The sequence below is a fragment of the Moheibacter lacus genome (assembly GCF_014042165.1).
Taxonomy (GTDB): domain Bacteria; phylum Bacteroidota; class Bacteroidia; order Flavobacteriales; family Weeksellaceae; genus Moheibacter; species Moheibacter lacus.
Window position 1 is genome coordinate 1,514,786 of the sequence record NZ_JACDZE010000001.1, and the last position, 12,877, is coordinate 1,527,662.

Below are 12,877 nucleotides of genomic sequence, written 5' to 3' on the forward strand. Positions count from 1 at the left end.
TATGTTGTACTATTTATTTGACTTTTTGGACAAACAATTTAACATACCGGGATCGGGGATGTTTCAGTATACTTCATTCCGAGCTGGAATGGCGGTTTTGACGGCTTTGTTGATCGCATTGTTTTTTGGGAAGAAAATCATCAATTATTTGCGTCGTGAACAATTGGGTGAAACGGTTCGCGATTTAGGATTGGAAGGTCAAAAAGAGAAATCAGGAACACCTACGATGGGTGGAATCATCATCATTTTGGCAACGATCATTCCTACTTTGTTGTTTGCAAAATTGGAAAATATTTACATCATCATTTTGTTGGTTTCAACACTTTGGTTGGGGGCCATCGGATTTCTAGATGATTACATCAAAGTATTTCGAAAAAACAAAAAAGGATTGGCCGGGAAGTTTAAAGTTTTAGGTCAATTGGGGTTGGGATTATTTGTAGGAACCATGATTTACTTCAGTCCGGATGTAACGGTTAAACACCAAGTTCCGGTAGAGCAGGCACAAGTTATGGGTCAAAATATCGTCAAATTTAGTGATGAAGAAAAAAGTCTGGACACGACGGTTCCATTTTTGAAAAACAATGAATTCAATTATGGTCAATTGCTTTTTTGGATGGACGAATCCGGAAAATTAAAATACGAATGGATCGTTTTTCTAATTGCTGTAATTTTCATCATCACTGCAGTTTCAAACGGAGCGAATTTAACCGATGGAATTGATGGCTTGGCGGCAGGATCTTCTGTTATCATTGTGGCGGCATTGGCGTTGTTTGCCTTTGTTTCGGGGAATATCATTTTTTCAGATTATCTCAATATCGTATTTATTCCACGAACAGAAGAAGTGGTGATTTTCTGTACGGCATTTATCGGAGGATTGATTGGATTTCTCTGGTACAATACTTATCCGGCTCAAGTTTTCATGGGCGATACGGGCAGTTTGACCATCGGTGGACTGATCGCTGTAATTGCCATCATCATCCGTAAAGAACTTATGTTACCGGTGCTTTGTGGGATTTTCTTTGCAGAGAGTTTGTCGGTGATGTTACAGGTTTCTTATTTCAAATATACCAAAAGGAAATTTGGAGAAGGACGCAGGATTTTCCTGATGTCGCCACTTCACCATCATTTTCAGAAAGAAGGTTTTCACGAGAGTAAAATCGTGAATAGAATGTTGATCGTCGGATTTATTTTGGCAGTAGTAACCATCATCACCTTAAAAATGAGATAAGATGCAAGAGAAGTTGGTCATATTAGGAGGAGGAGAAAGTGGTGTAGGAGCTGCATTATTAGGAAAAAAAGAAGGATTTCGGGTGTTTCTTTCGGACAGAGGAAAGTTGAAAGAAGAATACCGAACGAAATTGATGGATAACGGAATTGAATTCGAAGAAGAAAAACATACCGATTCTAAAATATTCAATGCTGATCTGGTGATAAAAAGTCCGGGGATTCCAAAAAAGTCAGAATTGATTCAGAAATTAAAAGAAAAACAAATTCCTGTTGTTTCTGAGATCGAATTCGCATCGCGGTATACTTTGGCAAAAATCATTGCCGTAACCGGAAGTAATGGAAAGACGACCACGACATCGCTGATTCATCATATTTTGACCGAAGCAGGACTGAATGTAGGAATGGGTGGAAATATCGGGAAGAGTTTTGCAGAACTAGTGGTGAATGATGAATACGATTTTTATGTATTGGAAATCAGTAGTTTTCAGTTGGACGATGTGGTTTCATTCAAACCTTATATCGCAATTTTATTGAACATCACACCAGACCATTTGGATCAATACGATTACAAATTAGAATTATATGCACAGTCAAAATTTAAAATAACGGAAAACCAATCACATGAAGATTATTTCGTATACAATTTTGATGACGACAACATAACAGAATTATTAAAAGAAATCAACACAGAAGCACAAAAAGTACCATATTCTATGAACAAAGAATTAAATGACGGAACCTTTCAGGAGGGAGAAAATGTAGTAGTAAATTTTCCGGATCGTTTGGAATTAAACGCCTCAGAATTTGCATTGAGAGGAAGACATAATGTTTCCAATACGATGGCAGCAGCGACAGCAGCCAATATTTTAAAAATCAGAAAAGAAACGATCAAAAGAAGTTTGTTTGACTTTAAGGCAGTAGAGCACCGTTTGGAATCAGTTTTAAAAATTGGTGGAATCGAATTCATCAATGATTCAAAAGCAACAAACGTCAATGCTACCTACTATGCGCTTGAGAGTATGAATGCGCCCACGGTCTGGATCGTAGGCGGAACCGATAAAGGAAATGATTATGCAGAATTAATTCCTTTGGTGAAAAAGAAAGTAAAAGCCATTGTTTGTTTGGGGTTGGATAACTCAAAGATTTTGGCAGCATTTGATGGCTTGGTGGACAATATGATCGAAACCAAATCCATGCAAGATGCAGTTCGATCTGCTTATATGTACGGTGGAAAAGGTGATGCAGTTTTGTTGTCTCCGGCTTGTGCCAGTTTTGATTTGTTCAAAAATTATGAAGATCGTGGAGATCAATTTAAAAAAGAAGTAAAAAATCTATAATCGATGAATTTGGGATTTCTGAAAAATTATATCAAAGGAGACAAATACCTATGGGCATTCATTGTCATATTGGCTATTTTTTCCTTTCTTCCGGTTTATTCGGCAAGTTCCAATTTGGTGTACACGGTTGGTTCAGGTTCGGTTTTTTCCCACATGGGAAAACACGCGGCCTTTTTGATCGTGGGACTTATCATTATCATCGGGTTGCAACGTGTTGATTATAAATATTTTGGCGGTTTGGCGTTATTGGGCTTACCGATTGTATTCATTTTGCTCGTCGTAACCCTTGTTCAGGGAACGACGATCGAAGGAGCCAATGCCGCACGATGGTTAAAACTCCCCGGAACCTCCATCACGATTCAAACATCCACGTTTGCTTCCATGGTTTTATTGGTATACATCGCTCGGTACCTGACCAAAATTCGGGACAAAGAAGTAACTTTTGTACAGTCCTTCTTTCCTTTGTTTTTTCCAATGTTCGTCGTCATCGGATTGATATTTCCGGCCAATGGATCAACCGCGGTTATCCTTTTTGCCATGTGTATGACGCTCTTATTTATAGGAGGATTTCCATGGAAAATATTGGCGGGAATCTTTGGGTTTGGGGTGATTGCCGGCGGAATATTTATTTTCGTTGCACTCAATTATGGAGATTTGATTCCCAACTCTCGTGTGCATACTTGGAAGTCGAGGATCGAAAATTTCTCTAAAGATGACGGAATCGAATCCTATCAAGTTCACCATGCCAAAGCAGCGATCAATCGAGGTGGTATCAGTGGAGTAGGACCAGGGAAAAGCGTTTTCAAACAAACATTGCCTCAGTCTTCATCTGACTTTATTTTCGCCATAATTGTGGAAGAATACGGTATTGCTGGAGCAACGGTATTGATTTTTGTCTTTGTACTAATTCTCCTGAGAATCATGGTAGTTGCGACGAAAATCCATACATTTTTTGGGACACTGCTCGTTTTTGCGGTTGGCGTTCCGGTTATATTCCAAGCCATGGTCAATATGGGCGTTGCCGTAAATCTTTTTCCGGTAACGGGACAGCCATTGCCCATGATCAGCTATGGTGGAACTTCCCTTTGGGTAACTTGTATAGCCTTGGGGATTATTTTGAGTGTGAGTCGAGCGATCAAATCGCCTGAAGAAATACAATTAGAAGAAAAAAGAAACACAGATGCAGTCATCCAAGACATCGCCTAAAATCATCATCAGCGGAGGAGGAACTGGTGGACATATTTATCCTGCAATTGCGATTGCGGATGAAATCAAATCCCGTTTGCCCAAAGCCGAAATTCTATTTGTAGGCGCATTGGGGAAAATGGAAATGGAAAAAGTACCAAAAGCGGGTTACCAAATCAAAGGTCTACCCATCGTAGGACTGGATCGTGGGAATTTATTGTCCAATTTTTCTTTTCCTTCGAAACTCTTGAAAAGTTTGAGTTTGGCGAAACAAATCATCAAAGAATTCAAACCGGATGTCGCTATTGGAACCGGCGGATACGCCAGTGGGCCGCTTTTATGGCAAGCCTCCAAAATGAAAATTCCGGTCGTCATTCAAGAGCAGAATTCTTTTCCTGGTATCACCAATAAATTATTGAAAAACAAAGCTGCAGCGATTTGCGTAGCTTATGAAGGAATCGAACAATTCCCTAAAAATAAAACCCATCATACCGGAAATCCAATTCGGGCAGCCATCTTTCAAAATTTGACGTCCAAAGATGTTGCTTTGAAATCCTATGGTTTGGATCCAAATAAAAAAACCATTTTGTCTATCGGTGGAAGTCAGGGGTCACGTACATTGAACAATGCTTGGAAAGCCGATTTGCAGAAAATTCAAGACGCCGGAGTTCAATTGATTTGGCAAACGGGGAAATTGGATTACGAAAAAATTAAAAATGAAGTTTCGGATGAATTCAATGGAATTCACATCACCGAATTTATTTACGATATGAAAACGGCATTTGCGGCGGCAGATGTAATCGTTTCACGCGCTGGGGCTATGGCGATTTCAGAATTATCATTGGTTGGAAAACCTGTGATTTTGGTGCCGTTTCCATTTGCGGCAGAAGACCATCAAACCAAAAATGCAGATGCACTGGTCAAAGAAAATGCTGCCATAAAGTATGCAGATACTGAGGTTCCGGCGCATTTGCTGGATGCAGCATTGGAGTTGGTTCAAAATGAAGAAAAGCAATTGTCTTTGTCCACCAATTTGAAAAAATTGGGAAAGCCAAATGCGACTAAAGAAATCGTGGATATTTTGTTAAGTCAAATTAAATGAGCGTTTTAGATAAAACATATTATTATTTCATAGGAGCCGGAGGAATCGGGATGAGTGCGCTTGCGCGTTATTTTAAATTTTTGGACAAAGTCGTTTTGGGCTATGATAAAACCCACACTGAATTGACCGCTGAATTGCAAAAGGAAGGAATCGATCTGCATTTTGACGATGATGTTGCCAAAATTCCCAATTTTCTTACGCCTGAAAATACTTTGGTCGTTTTCACTCCGGCAGTACCGAAGAATCATACCGAATATTTGTATTTTACTGAAAATGGATTTCAAGTGATGAAACGCTCGGAAGTTCTCGGTGAAATTACGCGTTCCACTTATGGAATTGCAGTCGCCGGAACACATGGAAAAACGACGACTTCTTCTATTTTAGGGCATATTTTACACGAAGCCAAATTGGAAAGCACTTCTTTTCTCGGCGGTGTTTTGGAGAATTATAATTCTAATTTTCTGATCAATGGAAACAAATATACCGTTTCGGAAGCGGATGAATTTGATCGTTCTTTTTTGCGACTTTCTCCCAAAATCGGGATCATCACATCGATGGACGCCGACCATTTGGATATTTATGGAAACAAAGAAGAATTTGAACAAACTTTTATCGAATTCAGTCAAAAGATCACAGAAAAATTATTTGTCCGAAAAGGATTGCCCATTGCAAATGCCACGACCTACGGTGTAGAGTCGGGAGCTGAAGTGGATGCTGTGAATATCAGAATTGAAGATGGAATTTATCATTTCGATTTGAAAATCAAAGGTGAATTGATTGAAAATTTCGAATTGAAATTACCAGGAAAACACAATGTTGAAAATGCAACAGCTGCCATTGCAGTTGCACTTTATTTAAAAGTTCCGGTTGAAGAAATTAAAAAAGCATTGTCCAAATTCATCGGAGTAAAAAGAAGATTCAACCGTTGGGACATCAATGGAAAAGTGTACATCGATGATTATGCGCACCATCCCACGGAATTAAATGCAGTGATCAGTTCTGTAAAAGAAATGTTCCCCGGAAAAAAGGTTTTGGGTGTTTTTCAGCCGCATCTTTTTTCTCGAACACGTGATTTTATGGATGGTTTTGCGGAGAGTTTAGGGTATTTTGACGAACTGGTTTTATTGGACATTTATCCCGCTCGTGAGCTGCCGATTGAAGGCATTACTTCAACAGTTTTGGCAGATAGGATTTCGAATAAACAAGTAGAGGTGACTGAACTTTCAGATGCATTGGAGAAAATCAAAACCAAGGATTTTGATGTTTTGGTTACGGTGGGCGCAGGGAACATTGATACATTGGTTAAACCTATAAAAAATTGGTTGAATGAGCACTAAATGGACATTGGTAAAAACCGTTTTGGGAATTGTGGTCCTGATTTTTCTAGTCAGTTTCTCCGCCAAAAGACATGGTTGTAAACCGGTGACAGATGTGAAAATAAAAGTGGACCATGAGTCCGGAAAATTTTTTGTGAACGATAGTTTGGTGAGAAAAGTACTGGAAGGAAAACAATTTAAAGTTTCAGAAGTAGCGCTTGGCAATATGGAAGTTGATCAAGTTGAAAGCCTTCTGGACCGAAATTCATTTATAAAAAAATCAGAAGTTTTTCAAGATGTCAATGGAGAATTGAATGTGAAAATATACCAAGAAACGCCTATAGCTCGTATTAACACTGGCGTGGATGAGTTTTATCTTTCTGAAGATTTGAACAAAATGCCGCTTTCAACCTTGCATTCGGCAGAAGTTTTAATCGTCGGAGGCAGAATAGAAGAGGAGGATTTTGAAGGGCTGAAAGACTTGACAGAATACATTTCGGCTGATAAGTTGTTGAAAAAACACATCATTGCTGTTAAAAAAGAAAAGCCAAATTCATTTATTTTGTTAGTGAACAAAGGTGATTATATCATTGAATTTGGTGAATTAAAAAATTTCGACTCAAAATTTGAGAAATTAAAGTTGTTTTATGATCAATTTCTCGGAAAAGTCGGACTCAATTATTACGAACGAATCAATCTAAGATATAATAACCAAATTGTTGCAACCAAAAGAATTAACGATGATAAACAGTAGAGGAATAGCCGTAGGCTTGGATATAGGAACCACCAAAATAGTCGCGATGGTGGGACGCAAAAACGAACACGGAAAAATAGAAATATTAGGTGTTGGAAAAGCAAAAAGTTTGGGTGTCCACAGAGGTGTGGTCAACAACATTACCCAAACGGTTAATTCCATCAAAGAAGCGGTTGCAGAAGCTGAAGCAGCTTCCGGATACAAAATCACGGATGTTACAGTTGGAATTGCGGGGCAACATATCCGTTCTCTTCAACACAGCGATTATATCACGCGACCAAATTATGAAGATGTCATCGATGAAAATGATTTGAAAAAACTGGTGAACCAAGTTTATAAATTGGTGATGTTACCGGGCGAAGAAATCATCCATGTTTTACCACAGGAATTCAAAGTAGACAGCGAAGGCGAAATCACGGAACCTGTAGGGATGTATGGAAGCCGTTTGGAAGCCAATTTCCATGTGGTTGTCGGACAAGTAACTTCGATTAAAAATATCGCACGCTGTGTGAAAAATGCCGGATTGAATTTGGCAGGAATCACATTGGAGCCGATTGCTTCATCAGACGCAGCGTTAAGCAAAGAAGAAAAAGAAGCAGGTGTTGCGCTTATCGACATAGGAGGTGGAACGACTGATATTGCGATTTTTAAGGACAATATGATCCGTCATACGTCTGTCATTCCATTTGGAGGAAATGTGATTACGGAAGATATCAAAGTAGGATGTTCCATCATCGAGCGACAAGCGGAATTGTTAAAAGAGAAATTCGGTTCAGCTTGGCCGGGTGAGAACAAAGAATCTGAAATCGTTTCGATTCCGGGACTTAGAGGTCGTGATCCTAAAGAGATTTCTTTGAAACGTCTTTCTCAAATCATCCATGCAAGAGTACAGGAGATTTTGGATCAAAGTTATTTGGAATTGAAACATTATGGTTGCGACGATCAAAAAAGAAGATTGATCGCCGGGATTGTGATGACCGGAGGTGGTTCTAAATTGAAACACATCAGACAATTGACCGAATATTTAACTGCGATGGATGTACGCATCGGGTTTTCAAACGAACACATCGTTGGTGATATGGTAGACGAACTTTCAGGTCCGGAATATGCCACTTCAGTCGGTTTGTTGATGAAAGGTTTGGAGAAATTGGAAGAAAACATGGATGAAATCTATGAAGAAGAAGTCATGCAAGTGATGAATGGTGGAGATGAAACCATCCAAGAATCGGCTCAAGAGAAAGTTGAAGTCGAATCTTTATTGGAAAATGACAAACCGGAAATACCAAAAAAACAAACGGTACAAAAAGTGAAAAAACCAAAAGGACCATCGGTTTTTTCAAAATGGACGGATAAATTTATCCAAATGATCAATGAAACTGAATAATTAAAACTGAACCAAAAAATTATAGATATGAGTAGCGGAGATTTTATGTTTGACTTACCCAAACAACGTTCATCATCCATCAAGGTGATCGGCGTAGGAGGTGGCGGAAGCAACGCGGTCAATCACATGTATCAGCAAGGAATAGAAGGAGTGGATTTTGTGGTTTGCAATACAGATGCGCAAGCTTTAAACAATAGTCCAGTTCCAAATCGCATCCAATTGGGGCAATCCACAACTGAAGGAATGGGCGCCGGAGCCAATCCTGAAGTAGGTGAACAAGCCGCTCTTGAAAGCATAGATGACATCAAAAAGTTTTTGGATGCCAACACCAAAATGGTTTTCATCACAGCCGGAATGGGCGGTGGAACCGGAACAGGTGCAGCTCCAATTATCGCGGGAATATCCAAAGAAATGGGCATTTTAACGGTGGGAATCGTGACAGCTCCTTTTTATTTTGAAGGAAATATGCGATTGGAACAGGCGGAAAGAGGAATTGAAAAATTGCAAAAAAATGTCGATTCCTTGATCGTCATTAACAATGATAAGCTTCGCGAATTATATGGAAACCTTGGTTACAAAGCGAGTTTTGCAAAAGCCGACGAGGTTTTGACAACAGCCGCAAAAGGAATTGCCGAAGTGATTTCCAAACACTATGCGACCAATATCGATTTACGTGATGCCAGAACTGTTTTGGCAGATTCGGGAACTGCCATCATGGGAACCGGAACTGCAAGTGGCGAAAGCAAAGCGAAAGAAGCGATCAATTCAGCATTAGATTCTCCATTGTTGAACAATAATAAAATTACCGGTGCTCAAAATGTTTTGTTGCTCATCGTTTCCGGTGAAAATGAAGTGACAATGGACGAAATCGGAATCATCAACGAACATATCCAATCTGAAGCCGGAAACCATGCCAACATCATCATGGGAGTAGGGGAAGATTTATCACTTGGTGATAAAATCAGCGTTACGGTTGTGGCAACGGGTTTTCCGATGGAAGATCAGGTTTTTACCGGTCGTGAAGAAGAAAAAGTATTTCATCGACTAGAAGAAGAACAACCTTTGGTTCAAAAACTTTCCAGCGAAACACCTTTTCCAGTTCGCGTAAAGAAAATGGTGGAGGAAGAAATTCCCGAAAAAAAAGTAAAAGTTGAAGAAAAACCCCAAGAAATCAAATTCTTTCTTGAAGATACAGAGGAGAAACCTCAAGTGAAAGAAGTGGAAGAAAGTTGGGAACCTCAATTGAAAAAAGATGTTCAACAGCCTTTGTTTACGGAGGAAATTGAAAAAAAGGAGGAGCGAATCCAATATCAATTTGAAGAAGAAAAAGTTGAATTTCAAGCTGAGGAAATCGAAGAAGAAGATGAAACTCCTCAAACCATGATGTTTACTTTGGATGATGATTTTGAGGAGGAAACAATTCAGTTTCAAAAACCGATGACATCCACCCAAACGGCTCAACCTGAGGTGAAAAAGGAAGTGGTAAAAGAAGTGGAAGAAAATGATCCTTTTGACGCACCTATTTCTCAATCTCTTTCTCAAGCGATCGAAGAACGCAGAGCGAGATTGAAACAATTCAACTATAAATTCAAAAATACGTTGCAAAATAAATCCCTGGACGAAGTGGAAAACATTCCGGCTTATAAAAGACAAGGATTGAATTTGAGTGAAAGGGAGGACAATGCACCTTCAGATTTCATCATTACAAAAGACAGCAACAACGAAACGAAAATAAGACCGAACAATTTCCTACATGATAATGTTGATTAATTTGATTGGTTGAAAGGTTGGTTAAATTTTGCCCTTGGAAACAAGGGCAATTTTTTATGTAATTTTTGGTTTATCTCTCCAAAATCCCCTTTAAATCCGCAGGCGAATAATCCACCGACTTCAACGTCTTATCATCACCTTTACGGAAAACCAAAAACAGTCCATCGACTTCTTTGAAATAACTTTTTGTTCCGTCTTTTTCCAGATAGTGTTTCATCGTGGCTTCTGCTTCTTCAACAGTATTGCAGGCTTTGCTCATGTTGGAACGCTGGACTTCGTCAAAGAGTTCGGAGAATTTATCTTTTAATCCAAATTCGAGAATCGCACCGGACAAAACGTATTGGATATCACAAAGCGCATCGGCAATTTCCACGATGTCTTTGTCTTTGATCGCTTGTTCCAATTCTTCTAATTCTTCTGCGATTAAAGACACACGCAATTTGCATCTTGCTTCGGATGGAATTTGAGGCGATTCTAAAATTGGATGTTGAAAGGTTTTGTGGAATTCGGCTACTGAAGTTAAACTTTTTGGGTCTTGCATTTTTATAAAATTGAAGTACAAAAATAATTGGATTTACCATTTTACAAACCACAAAGTTCACAAAGATTTACACAAAGAGCACAAAGTTATCCAACAAAAAAGAGGACTCAAACTGAATCCTCTTGCTTTATATTTTTTACATTGTACTTTATACAATTTTTACGCGACTACTTCTTTTACACGATCAGCTGCCTCTTGTAAAGTAATGGCTGAAAGTACTTTCAATCCTGAATCGTCGATCATTTGTTTGGCGATTTCAGCATTGGTTCCTTGAAGTCTTACGATGATCGGAACTTGGATCGCATCGCCCATGTTTTTATATGCATCCAGGATACCTTGTGCCACACGGTCACAACGAACGATTCCACCAAAAATATTCACCAAAATCGCTTTTACATTTTGGTCTTTTAAGATGATTCTAAATGCTTTTTCAACGCGTTCTGCGTCAGCCGTTCCTCCTACATCTAAGAAGTTTGCTGGGTTTCCACCTGACAATTTGATGATGTCCATCGTCGCCATCGCTAATCCGGCTCCGTTTACCATACATCCTACGTTTCCGTCCAATTTCACGAAATTCAAACCTGCATCTCCTGCTTCTACTTCCGTAGCATCTTCTTCTCTTGTATCTCTTAAAGCAGCCAAATCCGGATGACGGAAAAGCGCATTGTCGTCAAGCGTTACTTTGGCGTCAACCGCCATGATTTGGTTATCTGAAGTTTTCAAAACCGGATTGATTTCAAACAAAGAAGCATCGATTCCTACAAAAGCTTTGTAAAGTGCATCGATGAATTTCACACCATCTTTAAAAGCCGCACCGCTCAATCCCAGATTGAAAGCGATTTTACGGGCTTGGAATCCTTGTAATCCAACTGCTGGATCTACTTCTTCCAAAAATATTTTTTCCGGAGTTTCTTCTGCAACGGTCTCGATGTCCATTCCACCTTCAGTTGAATACATGATCATGTTCACACCTTTTGCACGGTTTAGCAAAACCGAAACATAGAATTCTTCCGTTTCTGTTTCTCCTGGATAATATACATCCTCTGCGATCAAAACCTGGTGTACTTTTTTACCTTCAGCAGAAGTCTGAGGTGTTACCAACTGCATCCCGATGATGTTCTGGGCATTTTCTTTCAGTTTGTCCAAGTTGGGAGAGAATTTTACTCCGCCTCCTTTTCCACGGCCTCCGGCATGAACTTGGGCTTTTACGACCCAACCTTCATTTCCGTTCAATTCCGTCATTTTTTTGGCAGCCTCAACTGCTTCGTCAGGCGTGGAAGCGACGATTCCTCTTTGGATTTTAACACCGTATTTACTTAAGATTTCTTTTCCTTGGTATTCGTGAAGATTCATTTGAAAAAATTTTGTTGTAGGCAAAAGTAAGCATTCTGCCGAATTTTATCGTCTTAATTTGAATTGATTTTGGTCAGGGAAAATTTATTCGAAATATTCAATCTCTCTTTCATAAATCATGTTTAATTTCCCGTTGGTCGAACTCTTTTGTGTAATCCAATTTCCATGTGCGTCATAGACATAGTTGTAAATGGTTTCATTTACATTACCGGTCTTCTCATTAATATATTTGGCTAAAATGACATTGTTATTTTCATCATATTGACTTTCTATTTTTTGGGATATCGTATCTCTACGAATCTTTATGACCTCCATTTGATTTTTTTTATTGTATTCAAAGTTTCTTATTTCATTTCCTTTGATTACGTATCTCTTCATTTTTGAAAGTTGATTTTTAGCATTATAATTGAATTGAATCCAAATCAGGGTATCGCCAGATATTGATTTTTTAAACTTTTCGATTTCATTTCCTCTAGCATCATATCGTATTGTTTCCGTTGCGGTCAATTCATCTTTATCATTAAAATATTGGTTTTCTATTTGTCTTCTTTTATGCTTAGAAACCCAATATTCATTCCGAACAGGATTGTCCCAAAAATCAAAACCTTTTATTGGTGAATTGTTTCCGTCAAATTGATATATAGACTTTTTGGATAATTTTCCTTCGGTGTCATAATGCTGTTTTTCAATCAAAGAACCAAATCGGTTGTAAATTTCAATGTTAAAAAGATAATTAGTTAGAATTTCTTCACGGTTTAATTCCTCACGGTTTCCTTGAACATAAAGGGCTGTTGTTATTTTTTTGATTTTGGGTGAATTAGCATTCAAATCCTTTTTTAAAGCGGAACAAGAATGAATTGAAATGAGCACTATAAATAAGTATAGAAAATTAATGTTTTTCATGAAAT

Annotated in this window: 11 protein-coding genes; 8 read left to right on the plus strand and 3 right to left on the minus strand. The window is 38.7% G+C overall.

Features of this window, described 5'->3' with window-relative positions; translation table 11 throughout:
* The first annotated feature begins 1 nt into the window (after position 1).
* The 8 genes from mraY to ftsZ are packed head-to-tail and all read left to right on the plus strand — an operon-like array spanning position 2 to position 10,075.
* Positions 2 to 1,228, plus strand: coding sequence for a phospho-N-acetylmuramoyl-pentapeptide-transferase (mraY, locus tag HU137_RS07075; RefSeq protein WP_182043081.1), 1,227 nt, complete (start codon positions 2 to 4; stop codon positions 1,226 to 1,228).
* 1 nt (position 1,229) lies between these two features.
* Positions 1,230 to 2,564, plus strand: a complete 1,335-nt coding sequence (gene murD / locus HU137_RS07080) for a UDP-N-acetylmuramoyl-L-alanine--D-glutamate ligase (RefSeq protein WP_182043082.1) — start codon at positions 1,230 to 1,232, stop codon at positions 2,562 to 2,564.
* A gap of 3 nt (positions 2,565 to 2,567) precedes the next feature.
* Positions 2,568 to 3,770, plus strand: a complete 1,203-nt coding sequence (locus tag HU137_RS07085; RefSeq protein WP_182043083.1) for an FtsW/RodA/SpoVE family cell cycle protein — start codon at positions 2,568 to 2,570, stop codon at positions 3,768 to 3,770.
* The gene (murG, locus tag HU137_RS07090) at positions 3,745 to 4,851 is read left to right on the plus strand and encodes an undecaprenyldiphospho-muramoylpentapeptide beta-N-acetylglucosaminyltransferase (RefSeq protein ID WP_182043084.1); all 1,107 of its coding nucleotides are present in this window, start codon (positions 3,745 to 3,747) and stop codon (positions 4,849 to 4,851) included. The genes HU137_RS07085 and murG overlap by 26 nt, the downstream gene beginning before the upstream one ends.
* Positions 4,848 to 6,188, plus strand: coding sequence for a UDP-N-acetylmuramate--L-alanine ligase (gene murC, locus HU137_RS07095; protein WP_182043085.1), 1,341 nt, complete (start codon positions 4,848 to 4,850; stop codon positions 6,186 to 6,188). Before murG ends, murC begins: the two co-directional genes overlap by 4 nt.
* Positions 6,178 to 6,921, plus strand: coding sequence for a cell division protein FtsQ/DivIB (locus tag HU137_RS07100; RefSeq protein WP_182043086.1), 744 nt, complete (start codon positions 6,178 to 6,180; stop codon positions 6,919 to 6,921). The genes murC and HU137_RS07100 overlap by 11 nt, the downstream gene beginning before the upstream one ends.
* Positions 6,908 to 8,305, plus strand: coding sequence for a cell division protein FtsA (gene ftsA, locus HU137_RS07105; RefSeq protein ID WP_220457183.1), 1,398 nt, complete (start codon positions 6,908 to 6,910; stop codon positions 8,303 to 8,305). Before HU137_RS07100 ends, ftsA begins: the two co-directional genes overlap by 14 nt.
* Positions 8,306 to 8,332: 27 nt before the next feature.
* Positions 8,333 to 10,075 (plus strand): cell division protein FtsZ, encoded by a 1,743-nt coding sequence (gene ftsZ, locus HU137_RS07110; RefSeq protein WP_182043087.1) that lies wholly within the window; start codon positions 8,333 to 8,335, stop codon positions 10,073 to 10,075.
* A 70-nt stretch (positions 10,076 to 10,145) separates the two neighbouring features.
* Here ftsZ and HU137_RS07115 read toward each other — a convergent pair whose 3' ends face one another.
* The 3 genes from HU137_RS07115 to HU137_RS07125 all read right to left on the minus strand — a co-directional run bounded on the left by HU137_RS07115 (position 10,146) and on the right by HU137_RS07125 (position 12,872).
* The gene (locus HU137_RS07115; protein ID WP_182043088.1) at positions 10,146 to 10,616 is read right to left on the minus strand and encodes a pyrophosphohydrolase domain-containing protein; all 471 of its coding nucleotides are present in this window, start codon (positions 10,614 to 10,616) and stop codon (positions 10,146 to 10,148) included.
* Between the two features lie 159 nt (positions 10,617 to 10,775).
* On the minus strand, positions 10,776 to 11,969 hold the full coding sequence (gene sucC / locus HU137_RS07120; RefSeq protein ID WP_182043089.1) for an ADP-forming succinate--CoA ligase subunit beta: 1,194 nt from the start codon (positions 11,967 to 11,969) through the stop codon (positions 10,776 to 10,778).
* 84 nt (positions 11,970 to 12,053) lie between these two features.
* The gene (locus HU137_RS07125; RefSeq protein WP_182043090.1) at positions 12,054 to 12,872 is read right to left on the minus strand and encodes a hypothetical protein; all 819 of its coding nucleotides are present in this window, start codon (positions 12,870 to 12,872) and stop codon (positions 12,054 to 12,056) included.
* Positions 12,873 to 12,877 lie beyond the last annotated feature (5 nt).

What these genes read in the sequence shown, in the direction of transcription:
- mraY (WP_182043081.1), top strand. Translation starts at nt 2, where the DNA reads ATGTTGTACTATTTATTTGACTTTTTGGACAAACAATTTAACATACCG.
- murD (WP_182043082.1), top strand. Translation starts at nt 1,230, where the DNA reads ATGCAAGAGAAGTTGGTCATATTAGGAGGAGGAGAAAGTGGTGTAGGA.
- HU137_RS07085 (WP_182043083.1), top strand. Translation starts at nt 2,568, where the DNA reads ATGAATTTGGGATTTCTGAAAAATTATATCAAAGGAGACAAATACCTA.
- murG (WP_182043084.1), top strand. Translation starts at nt 3,745, where the DNA reads ATGCAGTCATCCAAGACATCGCCTAAAATCATCATCAGCGGAGGAGGA.
- murC (WP_182043085.1), top strand. Translation starts at nt 4,848, where the DNA reads ATGAGCGTTTTAGATAAAACATATTATTATTTCATAGGAGCCGGAGGA.
- HU137_RS07100 (WP_182043086.1), top strand. Translation starts at nt 6,178, where the DNA reads ATGAGCACTAAATGGACATTGGTAAAAACCGTTTTGGGAATTGTGGTC.
- ftsA (WP_220457183.1), top strand. Translation starts at nt 6,908, where the DNA reads ATGATAAACAGTAGAGGAATAGCCGTAGGCTTGGATATAGGAACCACC.
- ftsZ (WP_182043087.1), top strand. Translation starts at nt 8,333, where the DNA reads ATGAGTAGCGGAGATTTTATGTTTGACTTACCCAAACAACGTTCATCA.
- HU137_RS07115 (WP_182043088.1), bottom strand. Translation starts at nt 10,616, where the DNA reads ATGCAAGACCCAAAAAGTTTAACTTCAGTAGCCGAATTCCACAAAACC.
- sucC (WP_182043089.1), bottom strand. Translation starts at nt 11,969, where the DNA reads ATGAATCTTCACGAATACCAAGGAAAAGAAATCTTAAGTAAATACGGT.
- HU137_RS07125 (WP_182043090.1), bottom strand. Translation starts at nt 12,872, where the DNA reads ATGAAAAACATTAATTTTCTATACTTATTTATAGTGCTCATTTCAATT.